General features: G+C 52.1%; 18 protein-coding genes. All 18 read right to left on the bottom strand.

The genetic code is table 11. The features are described from left to right. Nucleotides 1-32: 32 nt before the first annotated feature. The 18 genes from FE784_RS21215 to FE784_RS41030 all read right to left on the bottom strand — a co-directional run bounded on the left by FE784_RS21215 (nucleotide 33) and on the right by FE784_RS41030 (nucleotide 15,880). A complete protein-coding gene (locus FE784_RS21215; protein ID WP_139604238.1) occupies nucleotides 33-905 on the bottom strand; it encodes a MinD/ParA family protein in 873 nt (290 codons plus the stop codon). Then, complete coding sequence (flhF, locus tag FE784_RS21210) at nucleotides 902-2,146, bottom strand: flagellar biosynthesis GTPase FlhF (protein WP_139604237.1); 1,245 nt, start codon at nucleotides 2,144-2,146, stop codon at nucleotides 902-904. Before flhF ends, FE784_RS21215 begins: the two co-directional genes overlap by 4 nt. Next, on the bottom strand, nucleotides 2,143-4,176 hold the full coding sequence (gene flhA, locus FE784_RS21205; RefSeq protein WP_139604236.1) for a flagellar biosynthesis protein FlhA: 2,034 nt from the start codon (nucleotides 4,174-4,176) through the stop codon (nucleotides 2,143-2,145). Before flhA ends, flhF begins: the two co-directional genes overlap by 4 nt. Nucleotides 4,177-4,213: 37 nt before the next feature. After that, the gene (gene flhB, locus FE784_RS21200; RefSeq protein ID WP_139604235.1) at nucleotides 4,214-5,311 is read right to left on the bottom strand and encodes a flagellar biosynthesis protein FlhB; all 1,098 of its coding nucleotides are present in this window, start codon (nucleotides 5,309-5,311) and stop codon (nucleotides 4,214-4,216) included. Between the two features lie 32 nt (nucleotides 5,312-5,343). Further along, on the bottom strand, nucleotides 5,344-6,132 hold the full coding sequence (fliR, locus tag FE784_RS21195) for a flagellar biosynthetic protein FliR (protein ID WP_139604234.1): 789 nt from the start codon (nucleotides 6,130-6,132) through the stop codon (nucleotides 5,344-5,346). Nucleotides 6,133-6,143: 11 nt separating this feature from the next. Further along, nucleotides 6,144-6,413, bottom strand: coding sequence for a flagellar biosynthesis protein FliQ (gene fliQ / locus FE784_RS21190; protein ID WP_139604233.1), 270 nt, complete (start codon nucleotides 6,411-6,413; stop codon nucleotides 6,144-6,146). A gap of 49 nt (nucleotides 6,414-6,462) precedes the next feature. Then, the gene (gene fliP / locus FE784_RS21185; protein ID WP_139604232.1) at nucleotides 6,463-7,227 is read right to left on the bottom strand and encodes a flagellar type III secretion system pore protein FliP; all 765 of its coding nucleotides are present in this window, start codon (nucleotides 7,225-7,227) and stop codon (nucleotides 6,463-6,465) included. Continuing rightward, entirely contained in the window at nucleotides 7,224-7,904 is a 681-nt protein-coding gene (locus FE784_RS21180) for a flagellar biosynthetic protein FliO (RefSeq protein ID WP_139604231.1), read from the bottom strand. The genes fliP and FE784_RS21180 overlap by 4 nt, the downstream gene beginning before the upstream one ends. After that, entirely contained in the window at nucleotides 7,904-8,266 is a 363-nt protein-coding gene (locus tag FE784_RS21175; RefSeq protein ID WP_139604230.1) for a response regulator, read from the bottom strand. Before FE784_RS21175 ends, FE784_RS21180 begins: the two co-directional genes overlap by 1 nt. Nucleotides 8,267-8,288: 22 nt before the next feature. Continuing rightward, on the bottom strand, nucleotides 8,289-9,650 hold the full coding sequence (fliY, locus tag FE784_RS21170) for a flagellar motor switch phosphatase FliY (protein ID WP_139604229.1): 1,362 nt from the start codon (nucleotides 9,648-9,650) through the stop codon (nucleotides 8,289-8,291). Continuing rightward, nucleotides 9,640-10,638, bottom strand: coding sequence for a flagellar motor switch protein FliM (fliM, locus tag FE784_RS21165; RefSeq protein ID WP_139604228.1), 999 nt, complete (start codon nucleotides 10,636-10,638; stop codon nucleotides 9,640-9,642). The genes fliY and fliM overlap by 11 nt, the downstream gene beginning before the upstream one ends. 30 nt (nucleotides 10,639-10,668) lie before the next feature. After that, nucleotides 10,669-11,151: a flagellar basal body-associated FliL family protein gene (locus FE784_RS21160; protein ID WP_139604227.1), complete on the bottom strand. Its 483-nt coding sequence runs from the start codon at nucleotides 11,149-11,151 to the stop codon at nucleotides 10,669-10,671. Nucleotides 11,152-11,153: 2 nt separating this feature from the next. Next, complete coding sequence (locus tag FE784_RS21155) at nucleotides 11,154-11,375, bottom strand: flagellar FlbD family protein (protein WP_139604226.1); 222 nt, start codon at nucleotides 11,373-11,375, stop codon at nucleotides 11,154-11,156. Nucleotides 11,376-11,448: 73 nt separating this feature from the next. Continuing rightward, nucleotides 11,449-12,267: a flagellar hook-basal body complex protein gene (locus FE784_RS21150; RefSeq protein WP_139604225.1), complete on the bottom strand. Its 819-nt coding sequence runs from the start codon at nucleotides 12,265-12,267 to the stop codon at nucleotides 11,449-11,451. A 120-nt stretch (nucleotides 12,268-12,387) separates the two neighbouring features. After that, nucleotides 12,388-12,774: a TIGR02530 family flagellar biosynthesis protein gene (locus FE784_RS21145; protein WP_139604224.1), complete on the bottom strand. Its 387-nt coding sequence runs from the start codon at nucleotides 12,772-12,774 to the stop codon at nucleotides 12,388-12,390. Between the two features lie 11 nt (nucleotides 12,775-12,785). Then, entirely contained in the window at nucleotides 12,786-13,205 is a 420-nt protein-coding gene (locus FE784_RS21140; protein ID WP_139604223.1) for a flagellar hook capping FlgD N-terminal domain-containing protein, read from the bottom strand. Nucleotides 13,206-13,288: 83 nt separating this feature from the next. Beyond that, nucleotides 13,289-14,938 carry a flagellar hook-length control protein FliK gene (locus tag FE784_RS21135; RefSeq protein WP_139604222.1) on the bottom strand — a complete coding sequence of 550 codons (1,650 nt, stop codon included), beginning with the start codon at nucleotides 14,936-14,938 and terminating at the stop codon, nucleotides 13,289-13,291. A gap of 33 nt (nucleotides 14,939-14,971) precedes the next feature. Next, complete coding sequence (locus tag FE784_RS41030) at nucleotides 14,972-15,880, bottom strand: MotE family protein (RefSeq protein ID WP_176706401.1); 909 nt, start codon at nucleotides 15,878-15,880, stop codon at nucleotides 14,972-14,974. Nucleotides 15,881-15,900: the final 20 nt, after the last annotated feature.

Genomic DNA, 15,900 nt, shown 5'->3' with positions numbered 1-15,900 from the left:
CATCCTGATGTTCGGTTTTTCGCTCCGCTTTCTTATTTCAACAATTTCATCATCTTGCTCAGAAACCCTTTTACCCCGCCGTTTTGCGGTACCGGGCCGGCAGGTCCGGAGACGTACCGGTCGACTAGGCGTTCGATACTTTTCGTTGCCGCGGCTGTCGGGAATGCGATCGTGAACGGGATCTGCTTCTTGACCGCCTTGCTGACATTGACATCGTCCTCCACAAAGCCCAGAGTCGGGATATCCAGATTCAGAAACTGCTTCGCCACGAGACTGATCTTATCGGCTGTCTGCTTGCCTTCGTATGGATCCGTCACTCTATTCACGACTAGCTGGAAGCGTACATGATCATGGCCCTGCGTGTGGACCATCTTGATGATGGCGTACGCATCCGTTATGGCCGTCGGCTCCGGAGTCGTAACGACGATCGTCTCCGTTGCGGCTATAATAAATTTCAAGGTTTCCTTGGAGAGCCCTGCGCCCGTATCGAAAATAATAAAATCGACATATCCGTTCAGTTGGTTCACTTGCTCGGCGAAATAATCGACCTCGGCTTCGGACAGCCGCATCAGGTCGTTAAAGCCCGAGCCTCCGGCAATAAACTCGAGATCGTTGTAACCTTTATGGATAATATCCCATATCGTTTTCTCCCGCTTCAGCAGATGGTACAGGCTGTATTTGGGGGAAATGCCCATAAGCAGGTCGATGTTGGCCAGTCCGATATCCGCGTCGAACACGAGAACCTTGTATCCCTGCTTTTGCAGCGTAAGCGCAAAATTCAAAGTGAAATTCGATTTGCCGACTCCGCCCTTTCCGCTGGTGACGGTGATGATCCGGGTATTCCGAGCATGCGGATCGGTTTGGGTCCGTACCAGATTTCGCAAGCTCTGCGCCTGATCGCTCATTGATCACGTTCCTCCAGAAGTAGATCGATCAATTTGTCTTCGTTCGTCTCGATAATATCCTCAGGCACGTTTTGTCCGTTCGTAATATAGGATAGCTGGAGCGGAAAATCAAATAACAAATTGATGATGGACCCGTAGGAGTGCGTCTCGTCCATTTTCGTGAACAATACTTTGTCGAGACGGAACTTGGCGAAATTTTCGGTGATCGCCTTCATGTCCTTATATTTGGACGTCAGGCTGAGCACGAGGAACGTCTCGCTTTTGCCTTTCGTATGAAGCAGGGAGTTGAGCTCGGATACGTACATTTGGTTGCGGAAATTCCGTCCCGCCGTATCCATGAAGATGACGTCGCAATCTTGCAGCTGTTGAAAAGCGCGCACAAGCTCCTGGGGCGAGAAAACGACTTCGAGCGGGACGTTCAAAATCGTCGCGTACGTCTTCAGCTGCTCGACAGCCGCAATCCGATACGTATCCGAAGTAATGAATCCGACCTTGCGGTTATATTTAAGCACCTGCTCCGCAGCCAGCTTCGCGATCGTGGTCGTCTTGCCGACGCCGGTAGGACCGACGAAATGGGCGATGCGGGTATCGCTTGCGATCCCTTTTTTGTTCGGGGTGTATAAAATTTCCTTCAGCTGTTTCTTGACCGCAAGATAGGCGAATTCGTCCGTTCCGGGCGACAGCTCGCTCTCGAATTCTTCCGTTGCTTTGCTCAGCAGCCGTTCGGTTACGTCCGGAGCAACGTCATGATCCAGCAGCATACGCTCGAATTTGCGAATCGGCTCCGGATACGTCGGCCCGCCCTGCGTTCCGGCAGACAGCTTGGCAACCATTTCTTTCATTTGTTTGATTTCATCCAGCAGCACATCTTCCTTGCCCCGGCTCCGTGCCTGCGGCTGGACGAGTGGCGGAACGACCGGCTCCTCCATCGTAGCGATCGAAGCCGGAGAAGAGGGAGCCGGTTTCGAGGCGTTCGCGATCGCTTCTTGCATATGTGAAACGAATGACGCTCCGGACGGCGCCGGTTGTTTGAAAGCCGCAGGCATTGCCGTCGGAGCGGGCTGGGCCTGTCCGGAATCCGTAGCGGCAATGACTTCGATCTTTTTTTTGCCGAACAAGCCGAGGAAGCCCCCCGAACGAATTTCCTTCGTATTTAAAATGACCGCATCCTTGCCCAGATCCGTACGGATTTTTTGCAGCGCATCCGGCATCGAATCGACAACGTATCGTTTCACCCTCATAAATTCACCACCCCTACGCTTTGAATTTCGGCTTGAGGTTCAAGCTCGCTATACGAAAGAACCGTTATATCCTGCATCGTCCGTTCCAATAATTGACGCAAATACATACGGATCGTAGGCGAAGCCAATATGACCGGCTGCTGCCCTTGCTGAATCAATTTGCTGACCTGCTCGGTTACTTTCTGATAAATCGTTTGGGACGAAACCGGGTCCATCGCCAAGTAAGAGCCATGCTCCGTCTGCTGCACGCTTTCGGCGATTTTCTTCTCGAGCGCCGGCCCGATCGTGACCACCTTGAGCGAATCTGACCCGTTCACGTATTGGTTCGTAATTTGTCTAGACAAAGCTTGCCGGACGTATTCGGTCAAAATATCGGGATCCTTCGTGTATGTGCCGTAATCGGCCAACGTCTCGAAAATGGTGACGAGATCGCGGATCGATATTTTTTCTTTAAGCAGCTTCGCAAGCACCTTCTGGATATCGCCGACGTTCAGCACGTTCGGGATCAGATCGTCGACGAGCGCCGGGTAGCTTTCCTTGACGTTTTCGACGAGCATTTTCGTTTCTTGACGGCCGAGCAGTTCGTGGGCGTGCCGCTTTACGACCTCGGTCAAATGCGTTGCCACTACCGACGGCGGATCGACGACGGTATATCCGGACAATTCGGCCCTTTCCTTCATGCTGTCGTCAATCCAAATGGCCGGAAGTCCGAAGGCGGGCTCGGAGGTGTCGATGCCCACGATCGAATCGTCCTCTATTCCCGGGCTCATCGCCAAATAATGATTGAGCAGCAATTCGCTTCTCGCTACCGTGTTGCCTTTAATTTTGATGACGTACTCATTCGGTCTTAGCTGGATATTGTCCCGGATCCGGATGACCGGCACGACCAGCCCGAGCTCGAGCGCGCACTGTCTGCGGATCAAAATAATCCGGTCAAGCAAATCGCCGCCCTGGTTCGTATCGGCGAGGGGAATCAAGCCGTATCCGAACTCGAACTCGATCGGGTCGATCTGAAGCAGCGTTACGACGCTTTCGGGACTGCGCACTTCCTCGATCTTCTGCTCCTCCACCATCTGTTCGGTTTCTTCCGCTTTGCGGTGCAGGTTCCGCTGCATCCGATACGCCGCCAGAGCCAGCAAGCCCGCGATCGGGGCCGTCGTGATGAGATGGATCGGGGTAAACAGCCCGAGAAACAGAATCGTCCCCGCCACGACATAGAGCAGCTTCGGATAGCTGAACAACTGGGCCGTCAAATCCGAAGCCAAGTTGCCTTCGGAAGCGGAGCGCGTAACGATAATGCCTGCCGCCGACGAAATGAGCAGCGCCGGTATTTGGCTGACCAGCCCGTCGCCGATTGTCAGGATCGAGAACGTTTGAAGCGATTCCGATAACGACATGCCATGGTACGTAGCTCCGATAATAAGGCCGCCGATCATATTGATGATCAGGATAATAATACCCGCGATCGCGTCCCCTTTGACGAATTTGCTCGCACCGTCCATCGCCCCGTAAAAGTCGGCTTCCCGCTCGATCTTCCTCCGTCTGTCCTTCGCTTCCTGCTCATTGATCAAGCCGGAATTCAAATCCGCGTCGATCGCCATCTGCTTGCCCGGCATCGCATCGAGCGTAAATCTTGCGCCGACCTCGGCTACCCGCTCCGAGCCTTTGGTGATGACGATAAACTGCACGATAACGAGAATCAGAAACACGACAAACCCGATTACGATATTCCCGCCGGCCACGAACGAGCCGAACGTCGCGACGACGCTTCCCGCTTCCGCTTCGCTCAAAATGAGCCGAGTCGTCGATACGTTCAGGGCGAGCCTGAACAACGTGGTGATGAGCAGCAGCGTCGGAAAAATCGAGAAATCGAGCGCTTCCTGCGTGTTCATCGCGATCAAAATAATGATGAGCGCCACGGAAATATTGACGATCAGCAAAAAGTCCAGAAGCATAATAGGGATAGGGACGACCATCATGAGTATGATCCCGATAATGCCTGTCAGTATGAATAGATCTCTCGTTCGCATGGATTCGCCCTCCTTTCCCGGATGACCTGAAGCCTACTTAATTGACGTTCGTCTTTCCTTTGAGCTTATATACGTATGCCAGCACCTCGGCCACCGCTTGGAACAGGTCTGCCGGTATCGTTTGTCCGATTTCGACCTGGTCGTACAGCGCACGGGCGAGCGGCTTGTTTTCCATTCTGACGATACCGTGTTCTTCCGCGACCTGCCGGATCTTCAAAGCGATATAATCCATTCCTTTGGCGACGACGACCGGGGCCTCGGTCTTCTTCGGATCGTATCGGATCGCGATTGCGAAGTGGGTCGGATTCGTAATGACGACATCCGCCTTGGGCACATCCTGCATCATTCGCTGCAACGCCATCCGGCGCTGCTTTTCGCGTATTTTGCCTTTGATGAGCGGATCGCCTTCGCTGTTCTTGTATTCCTGCTTGATTTCGTCCTTGGACATTCTCAAGTTTTTCTCGTACTCGTACTTTTGGTACATATAATCGAACAGCGCCAAAATTAGCAAAATAGCGGCTATTTGCACGCTCAGCATCAAGATCAGATGCGCCGTAAACGAAAACGTATGGATGATCGGCCATCTTCCCATTTCGATAAAATCGGACTTCGCATTCCAAATCGTAAAAAACACGACAAGTCCGATCACGGTCATTTTCAAAATCGACTTGAACAGCTCCACCAAAGAGCGAAGCTTGAACAGGTTGGCTATCCCCTTGATCGGATCGAGCTTGCTGAACGACATTTTGAGTGGCTCCATCGTGAGCAAAAAACCGATTTGCGAGTAGGAAGCCAAAATCGCCATCACAAGAGCCAAGCCGAATATGGGGGCAAGGAGCACGAAACCCTCGTAAATCAATTGAGCGAACAGGACCGACACGTTGTTCATCGTCATTTCCAAATTCAAATAGTCGTAAAAGGTGGAGACGAACATGCTTTCGATTTTGTCTCTCATTATACTTCCGTATCCGAATAAGAGAAGCGTGACGCCAAACAGGATAAATGCCGAGGGAAGCTCCATGCTTTTGGCGACTTGACCTTTATTGCGGGCTTCCTGCCGTTTTTTCGGAGTCGCTTTTTCCGTTTTCTCTCCTGCAAACAGCTGCAGGTCCAGCTGCAAGGCATATCGCGGCACGGTTATTCACTCCCCCACTCGCACTACCACGATCATCTCGGGCTTGTCCCGATCAATTTGACAAGCTGGTCCAATGCTTGAAAAAGCGAGCCGAACAAATCTTGAAACAAATAAATGAAACCCGGGAGAATCATAATCAACAATAAAAACCCTACTATAATTTTGATCGGAACGCCTACTACGAAAATATTGAATTGAGGCGCCGTTTTAGACAATATTCCGAGTCCTATGTCCGTCAAAAACAAAGCGACGACCAGAGGGGCGGACATTTGCAGAGCTATGGCAAAGACGTTCGCGAACGATCGGAGCAAAAATTCATGAACGACTCCGCGTTGTATGCCGGCGAACAGCTCATTGTTGATCGGAAGCCATTCGTAGCTTTTCATAAATCCGTCGATCATGTAATGATGTCCGTTAAAGCTCAGAAACAGCAGCATCGCCAAGATGAACTTGAAATTGCCGATCAGCGGACTTTGCGCGCCCGTCATCGGATCGATGACGTTGGCAATGCCAAGCCCCATCTGAATATCGATAAACGAACCGGCGATTTGAACCGCCGTAAAGAACAAGTAAGCGGTAAAGCCAAGCAATACCCCGACCAGCACTTCACGTATAATCGAGAGAACGAATATTCCGTCCATGGCAGTCGGTTGCTGCAATCCGATGGCGGCGAACGCCAGAAAAGCGATCATGGCCGATATCCCGATCTTCCATTGCGACGGGATCCCTCTGGTGGAGAATACGGGGGCGGCCAGCAGGAACGCGGTAATACGGCAAAAGATCAACAGCCAGTTAGGTAAATAAGGAATCCACATTTCCATAGGGACTCCCCTTACCCGATATATTTGTACAAATTATCCAGCAAATTGAACGTATAGTCGGCCAGCGTCTGCAAGATCCAAGGTCCGAACACGAGGATCGACAACATGACGACGACGATTTTCGGAACGAATGCCAGCGTTTGCTCCTGGATTTGCGTCGCGGCCTGGAATACGCTAATGATCAGCCCGACTACAAGCGCCAGCACGAGCATCGGCGCGCTTGCCTTCAATACGGTGTAGACCGCCTCCCCGGCAATGCGGATGACGAATTCGGAACTCATCGCCTCCACTCCTTTCCGTTTCCGTTTTGGCTCGAAATCGCTGACCTCGTCATACCGGCGGATGAAAACTGAGCAGCAGCGACTTCACGACCAAGTACCACCCGTCCACCAGTACGAACAGCAATATTTTGAACGGCAGCGAGATCATGACGGGAGGCAGCATCATCATCCCCATCGACATTAACGTACTGGCTACGATCATATCGATGACGAGAAACGGAATGAAAATCATAAAGCCCATTTGAAATGCCGATTTCAGCTCGCTGATTGCAAAAGCCGGCAGCAGTGCCGTAAGCGGCGTATCCTGGACGCCTGTCGGCTTTTCGGCCTTCGAATAGTTCAAAAACAGCATTAAGTCCTTTTCCCGCGTCTGCGCCATCATAAACTGCTTGAGCGGCAAAGCCGCTTTGTCAAGCGCTTCGGTTTGATTGATTTCGCCCTTTAAATAAGGCTGCACGGCCGTTTGATTCATTTGCGAAATGGTCGGCGACATGACGAATAAGGTCAAAAATAAAGCCAAGCCGATCAAAACTTGATTCGGCGGCATTTGCTGCGTACCGAGAGCCGTGCGGACGAAGCCGAGTACGATGACGATCCTCGTAAAACTCGTCATCAACACGAGTATCGACGGAGCCAGACTTAATATCGTAATCAGGAGAATGAGCGTAACCGTACTGGACGCTCCCGTACTTCCTTCCCCATTGCCGATATTGAGCTCGATTCCCGGTATGGGGTCTGCGGCGATAGCTTGTCCGGGACTCCACAGCAGGATCATAAGCAAAAGCGCGCCGAGCATAACGAAGTTACGTCTCATGGGTCGACCTTCCGATTAGCTTTGTCGTCGCTCCGCAGCATATCTTCGATCATTTGCTTCCGGCCCGTCACATGCTTCATCTTCGATTGGAACACATCCTGAAAAGAAGCGGTCGGTTGATCGTCATCCTCGTGCGGCTCCTGCCCGCGTTTTTTCATCCCGCCGAGCCATTCGCGGATACTTTGCCAGCCTTGGCCGACCGATGCGGATTCCGGAGCGAGAAAAGCGGTTATATAAGCGATTTCCTCGGGATCGTCGATTTTCTGGATCAGATTGACGCCATCGCCGACCCCGAGTATGTATATCGATTTGCCGATCTCGACGATCTGTACCGATTTGTTTGGCCCGAGCGGCAGACCGCCAAGCGTCTTGAAAACGGCACGCCCCGGGTTCCAGCTCCATTTTTTTTTGGCCAAAACCTTCATAATCAAGAAGAAGATGCCGATAATAAGAATAAGGAAAAAGATAACTTTAACCATCGCCACGAATACCGCCCCGGAGTTACCCGGCATGGCGGATACTCCATTACCGGCTTGAAATGCCCCTCCCTCCGCGTCCCCCTGTGCATACGCGGCTGTTGCGGCGTTCCACGGAGCCGACAGCGACAAGACGGCGGCAGCGGCGAGCAATATCGAATTGCGCAGCAATTTCAGACGTCCCCCCGCGCTTTCTTCCATTAGCCTAACGTTTTCTTGATCGCTTCGATAACGCGGTCCGCTTGAAACGGTTTGACGATAAAATCTTTGGCGCCGGCTTGGATCGCGTCGATAACCATCGCCTGCTGTCCCATAGCCGAACACATGATCACCTTTGCATTGGCATCGAATTTTTTAATTTCCTTCAACGCCGCGATTCCGTCCATCTCCGGCATCGTGATGTCCATCGTCACGAGATCGGGCTTCAATTCCTTATATTTCTCGACCGCCACGGATCCGTCTTGCGCTTCCCCGACTACCTCATAACCGTTTTTGCTCAATATTTCCTTGATCATCATTCTCATGAACGCTGCGTCGTCTACGATTAAGATTTTGTTAGCCATTGAACTGTCAGTCCTCCTAAGATTATTGTAATTTTTGAATGCGATCCATTTGGCTGATGATGTCGGTTACGCGCACACCGAAGTTTTCGTCGATTACGACGACCTCGCCTTTGGCAATCAGCTTGTTGTTAACCAAAATATCGACCGGTTCGCCGGCCAATTTGTCCAGCTCGATGATCGAGCCTTGGGAAAACTCCAAGATGTCTTTGATCAGCTTTTTGGTTCTCCCTAATTCTACGGTAACCTTGAGAGGAATATCCAGTAGCAAATTCAGATTTGTTTCATCCACATGTACGGACGGGCCGCCGAGATTGGAAAATTGAGCCGCCTGAACATTAACGTTGCGTCCGGGAATTCCCCCGTAGTTGGCAGGAGCATGAGGCGGCTGCTGGTACATAGGCTGCTCATACATGGGCTGCTGGTACATCGGTTGTTGGTACATCGGCTGTTGACCCATCGGCTGCTGGTACATAGGCTGCTGAGGAGGCATCATCGGAGGTTGATGGTGCATCGGCTGCTGCTGCTGATAAGGATCGTACTGCGTTGTCGGCAATTGCATCGGCGTCGGCGCATTGTTCGCGTATCCGGCCATAGGATCCGGTTGGGATACGGGCGAAGCCGAAAAGGAAGCCGGTGTCGCACTCTCGGGAACCGGCGGCGATAGTTCGGGCTCCGATTGCATGCCCGTTCCGCCCATCAAGATCGAAACCATATCTTTGGCGAAAGATACCGGCAGCAATTGCATTAACGTGGAGTCGATCAAATCCCCGATAATGAGTCGGAACGAGATTTTGACAAACACTTCTTCCCGCGGCAAATTGTCTTTCCCTTCGCCGTTCTGCAAATCCAAAATGTTGATGCCCGGCGGAGAAATGTTGACGAACCGATTGAAGATCGTCGACATGGACGTCGCGGACGAGCCCATCATCTGGTTCATCGCCTCTTGAACGGCACTGATGTGAATATCCGACATTTCCATATCTTCCGATACGTTGCCGGTGCCGCCCATCATCAGATCGGCGATTACTTGGGCATCTTTTGTTTTGATGACCAGCAGATTGATCCCGTCGAAGCCGTCCACATAATTGACATGGATGGCGACATGCGGCTTCGGAAATTCTTTTTCCAGCTCTACCCGGGCGATGACGGATACTTTCGGCGTCGTGATATCGACTTTTTTGCCTAGCAGGGTGGAGAGAGCGGTGGCTGCGCTGCCGAACGTTATATTTCCGATTTCCCCCAACGCATCCTGTTCGATCGGGCTCAAGTAATCGTCGACGTTGGGACTGCCGTTATCGGAGGATTCGGTGCTGCCGAAATCTTCGCTTGTTTGCCTGAGCAGCGCGTCGATTTCTTCCTGCGATAAATAATCTTTACTCGTCATTTTCTTCTACCCCTTCGCTGACAATCTCCGTAACTTGAACGGCGAGTTTGTCTTTAACCGTACCCGGACTTCCGATAAATTTGAGCTTATCCCCTACTTTGATGTGCAGCCCTTCGTCAACCGGCTTATTTAACGTGATGACGTCGCCTGCGGTCAAATTCAAAAATTCCTTAACGGTGATAACCGATTCTCCCAGCTCCGCTATAACCGGAAGCTTCGCCATGTATACGCGTTCCTGGAGCGCCGACACTTCCTCCGGCGCGCGGCTTTTGCGCTGGGACAAAAATTGGTGATGCACCGACAATCGCGGCATGATCGGTTCGATGACAACATGAGGAATACATAAGTTGATCATCCCCGTCGTATCGCCGATTTTGGCCGTAAGCGAGATGAGCGCGATCGTTTCGTTGGGAGAAACGATTTGCATGAATTGCGGATTTGTTTCCAGCGCTTCAAGTCTCGGCGTCAAATCGATGACCGTTTTCCAAGCCTCCTGCAAGCTCTCGAATGCCCGGCTGAATATACGCTCCATGACGATCGTTTCAATTTCCGTGAGCGCATTGATTTTCGCGGGCGAGCTTCCCGGCCCCCCAAGCAGCCGGTCCAACAAGGCGTAGGCGACGTTCGGGTGCACCTCGAGCACCATCCGGCCTTCGAGAGGTTCCGCCTCGAATATATTTAAAATCGTCATTTTCGGAATCGAACGTATAAATTCATCGTAAGGCAGCTGCTCCACCTGTATGACATTGATCTGCACGAACGTCCTGAGGAGCGCTGAAAAGTACGTTGTCAAATAGCGGGCGAAGTTTTCGTGAATCCGCGTCAAGCTGCGAAGATGATCCTTCGAAAAACGAACGGCGCGTTTGAAATCATACGCTTTTACTTTTTTCTGCGTCTCTTCCTTTTTGAGCTCTTCGGCGTCCATTTCACCCGAGGACAGCGCGGCGAGCAGAGCATCGATCTCATTTTGCGATAGTACGTCTACCAATTCCATCACCCCCTTATCCGCGGTATTCGCTTAGTTGTTCGTGATGTTAATGTCTGTGATGTCGACACGCACCAATTTACCTTTGGATAAGATCGGGTTGATTTTATTGATAAGCGTCGTGCTGATCAAATCTTGTCCCTTGGACCCGCTTGCCTGTTCGGCCGTCAAGTCGGCGAGAGTCTGAATAATGGTCGCTCTTACGCGAGTCGAGAGCAGTTCGAACTCTTCTTTTGCCTTCGTGTTTTCCAATAGAAAAGCGAAATTGACTTTCACATAATTTTTGCCGGCCAAATTGGTCGTAATATCTTTAATTTCCACGGTAGCGTCTTTCATTTGCTGAGCGGTCATCTTCTTAGGTTTCACGTTCTCGACAGAGTTGGCAGCTTGCTCGGACGGATCGGTCGGCTGGTTTTTACCCTCCAGATAATCCCACAGAATGAAGCTGGCGAGCGCGATCAAGGTAATGGCGATGAGGATCATAATTAACCATTGCAACATTTTGTTCTTGAACATGACTATGAACCCTCCGGGACATTATTCTTCACGGCTACCCTGATCGTTCCGACATTCTGCATGTACGCTTTAACCAAGCCAACCACTTCCGGCACCTTTTCGGTCACGATGAATTTTTTTCCGGTCGTCAGCGTAATGAGCGTATCCGGGGTTTCCTCGATCGTTTCGATCAACAATGCGTTAACGGTCAGCTTGCTGCCATTCAACCGTGTGACAGGTATCATGCTTTCCCTCCCGAAATCGTGCTTCGGTTACTTATGATCGCCAGGGGGAATCCCCTGGCGGTCGTTCAAACGGTTATCGTTTCAGGCCGAGCACTTCCTGCAATACTTCGTCGGATGTAGTGATGATTTTCGAATTGGCCTGGAAGCCGCGCTGCGCTACGATCATCTCGGTAAACTCGCCGGTCAAATCGACATTCGACATTTCCAGTTGACCGGAAATGATGGCTCCCGTACCTACCTCTGGATCATTGGCTGTCGAATATACGATGCCTTCAGCCGAGGCGTTCGGTGTAACCCGGTACATGTTGCCGCCCACTTTTTCCAAACCGGACGGGTTCGTCACCTTGACGACTGCGAGCTGCATTCCGTCAATCGGTTCTGTAGTGCCGTCGATGGTTACGCCGATAAACTGACCGCTTTGATCGATTGAAAATGCGGTGTACGTTGCCGTATCGATCGGTTCCAGAGGAGCGTCTATCCCCATAACGCGATAGCCGTCGGAAGTCACGACTTGACCGGCCGCATCAATCTTGAAGTTGCCGTCGCGGGTCAGAAAAACGCCGCCGTCTTCACCGGCTTGAACGGCGAAAAATCCGTCTCCGTCGATACGAACGTCCGTTACGACATTCGTGGTCATGGCGCTGCCGGGCGTATGCAGCGTATCGATGGCCGCTAGCGTAACGCCGAGACCGATCTGCTTGGCGTTAATGCCGCCGTTGCCGTCAGCCGGAGCCGTGACGCCGGCGACCGTTTGGCTCAAAATATCTTTGAACATGGCGCGGCTGCCTTTGAAGCCGATCGTATTGACGTTTGCAATGTTGTTTCCGATAACGTCCAGCTTCGTCTGGAAGCCTCTCATCCCGGATACGCCGGAATAAAGGGATCTGAGCATTCGCGTTCCTCCTAAAAGCTTTGCGCATGCAAAGCTTGCATCGCAAGCATTCTCTTTCTTATTCGGATTGCTTCAAGCGGTCCGCAATCCCGGGCTCCCTGTTAGGACCGGCCCTTCCGATCACGAAATGATGACGGCGCTGTCGATATGAGTGAATACGTTGTCTTTCATCGCCGCACCGTCCATGGCGGTTACGATCGTTTTGTTTTTCACATTGACGATCATCGCCATATTGTCCATCAAAATTAACGATTCCTTCGCGCCTTTGGCAGCCGCCTTCTCGATAGCCGTATGAATTTTGTCCATTTGCTCCGGCTTAAGCTCGATACCCCGCTGCTGCAGCCGCACACCGGCATGATGACTGACGCGCACGAGACTGTCGCGGAATACGTCGTGAAACGATTTCGTCCCAAGCGGCTGATGGACGCCGGGTTCGACGCGCTTCGCTGGGGCAACCGGCTGAATCGGGTTCGGATACAAATGCCCTACCGTCATTCGATCGGTCATGTTCACACCTACTAGCTTTTAATCTCGGTTATTTGATCGATCGGCACTTCCTTATCGCCGACGACGGCATATTGCTTGCTTTCCTTGATTTTGATCGAATCTACGACCCCGGACAGCGTTTGCGTCTCGCTGTTCGAATCCGTCTGCGTCCAGCCGATCGTCTTGCCGATCAAAGCCGAGCTGAATCCGATCGATTGGCGGAGCAGCTTCATTTCTCCGGCCATGTTCGTCAATTGCTCGACAGAGGTGAAAGTAGCCATTTGAGCGATGAACTCTTTATCCTGAAGCGGCTGCGTAGGATCCTGATTGGATAGCTGGGTAACGAGAATTTTCAGAAACTCGTCCTTCCCCAAATTGTTGTTGCCGGTTTTTTGCTTATCCACAGCGTTTTTGTAATAGAACGTTCCGTTCGATACGGCAACTGTAGCCATTCGAATACCTCCATTCAGCCAGCTGCATTAAGGTTCTATTGCGTAATATCGTGCTGGCATGTTTCGTCGTTGCGCAACAGCGCCTAAGCCGTAACGTCGAACGATTTATCGCCGCCTGGAGCTTTACCGGCCATTCTCTCCATCTCCGTCAAGAAATCTACAGGAGGCTGCTCGGAGTCCGTTGATTTCTCATTATTCCGGTCGGACTGCCGAGACTGCTGCTGCTGTCTGGAATCCTGAAACGTTCCGGAATATTGCGGCTCGTAATGGATGACCTCGAGACGATCGACCTGCAAGCCTTGGGATTGCAGTACGGATCTCAGCTGAGACAGCTGGCTTTCCAGCATTTCTTTGCCGTGAACGGAATCCGCCATAAATTGCGCGATAATTTGTCCGTTCTGCATCGAAACCTTCACGTCAACGTGTCCCAAATGCTCGGGCTGCAGCATAATCCGGACTTCCGACAAGCCGTTTGCCGTATGGACCTTCATATTTCTAAACACTTGAGCCATCTCGTCGGCAAACCGATCGGCATGGACGAACTGCTCCTTCGGTTGAACGGATTGATGAGCCGCCGCCGAATCGCGGAAGAGATGGTTCATCTGCAGCGGATTAGCGTTGCCTGCTTCCCCTACCGGTTCCGAATCACGAACGGTTTCGGTAGCTGCCGGTACATCGGTTGCTTGCACCGCGGCAATCTGCGGCTGAACGACCGACTTCGCCGCAAGCGCTTCAAGCCTTCCCTTCAAGTCGGTTCCCCGAGACATGATTTCCGCCGCGATTGCAAGCTGTTGTCCATTCGGGATATGTACCGCATTAACGGGCTGCTTTTGTCTTAACGATTGCTGTTCGATTGCGACTGGAGCCGCTGTTCCGGACAGGGTTCGAGCATCGGCAGACTGCGCTTGAATTTGAAATTGGGCAATACCGTTCGCCGATTTCGCTCCTTCATCTTTGATCATTGGAGCAATAAGCTGCTCAAATGCTTCCACGACTTGGGCGATCTCACGCTGCTCCGGGTTTTTATGCAACAAATCGGTCAGCTGCCGCAGCGTTCGCAGCAATTCGGCATGTTTGCCGCCAGACGCAGAGTCGGTTCCATTGGTCTGCAGCTCTACGGTATCCGTCGTGGATTCCAAATTGCCTTGAGGCTGATTCGGCTGTTGCCATTGTTGTACGATCGCTTGCGCAAGCTCCATCAATGCCATCATATCGTTTAACACATCCTGATGACGGTCCAGCTGCAAATCGTCATTCAAGCCTTCGAGCCATTGAGTCAACAAATCACCGGTTTGGCGGAAATTATCCGTTAATCCGGTTGGGTCGGAACTTTCCTGAGCGGACTCGGCAGGCGCCAGTTGCGAGAGCAGACCCGAGACAATAGCGTTAATAAACTGAGATTGGGACGCCGAGCCATCGGTTTGGCCTTCCGTATCCGTATGGATGCCGATACTGGCAAGCAATCTGGATAGCATATCGCCAAGCTGCGCATCAGAACCCGCCGAACCGTCGGCAACGAGCTTTGCCAATAAATCCGTTGCAAGCATGTTCGATTGCGCCGAGGCGGCCGAAGTATTGCTTCCGAGCATCGCCTGAATCAAACTGTTGGCGAAGGCTGCTTCTCCCGAAGCGGCGCTCGACCCGTTTGCGGCAACATTTCTCGGTACGAGCACGCCTAGCGGGGATCCCCCTCCGGCTTTCGCGGAACTAAGCAGCATAAAAGGTGCATTCATAGTTATCACCTCCTTTCAAGCCATTCGCTCGCCTTATTCGGCCAGCTTCGCTCCAAGCGCGGCTGCGGTTTGCTTGTTGGTGTCGGATATGGCCGCCAGCACTTTCGCGCGTCCGGCACTATCCATCGCCTTCAATATTTCGAGCACTCTCGCCTGACCGGTCGTATTCATCTCGACCAGAATCGCCGCCGCGCTTTTCGGAACCATCTGCGAGAACGTCTGCCCGAGATCGTCCTTCGTAATCGCCGGAGCCGCTTTCTGCTCCTGCTGCTTGTTAATGTCCAATCTTCCCTGCAACGCGGCAATTTGCAAATCTTTCGCCGGAACGATATCCTTCAGCTGGATCGAGGCTTCAGCCGCTACGGCCGGAGTCATCTTCTCCAATACTTTGCCGCGGTCGGCCGGCTTCATTTCGCTTAGAACGAGCACCCTTTCCTGCAGCGACAATGCTTCCAGTATCGGTGCCGATTTGCTCGGCATCATTCCCGCGTAGATGGAAGCCAGTTGCTGAACTTGCGCCCGGTATTCCTCATCGGTTTGCGACTTCGTCTTCAGCTTATCCTCAAGCTCGGTAACCTGCGTCTTCAAATCTTTGATCGTCTGGTCTTTTTGCTGGCTCTGGTTGACGGAGCTTTGCAGATCGGCCCTCGCCTGCGTCAGTTGGGCTTTCAGCTGCTCGATCGCCGCACCGTCCGTTTCCGGAGCCGGGCTATCCTTCGCACCGGCCGGCAGCGTCACTTTTTCTTTCGTTTTCGGATCGGGAAGAAATCTTTCCAGCACAGGTACTTTATTAGCCGCCTTCAGGACGCCGTTCATGACGTTGGAATCCAAGAGAGCGAACAATACGCCGAGCAGCACGAGCGTGAAAATGATCGGTGTCGCATAAAACAAAAACCGCTCGAACGATCCGTATGAAGTTTTTTCCGCGTCCGTATTCGCCATGTCGCCGAGCCCCCTTTCCC

It is taken from the genome of Paenibacillus hemerocallicola, assembly GCF_006265175.1.
In the GTDB taxonomy this organism is placed as follows: Bacteria; Bacillota; Bacilli; order Paenibacillales; family NBRC-103111; genus Paenibacillus_AB; species Paenibacillus_AB hemerocallicola.
The sequence above is the reverse complement of the archived record's forward strand: the minus strand, read 5'-3'. Positions and strand labels throughout refer to the sequence as shown.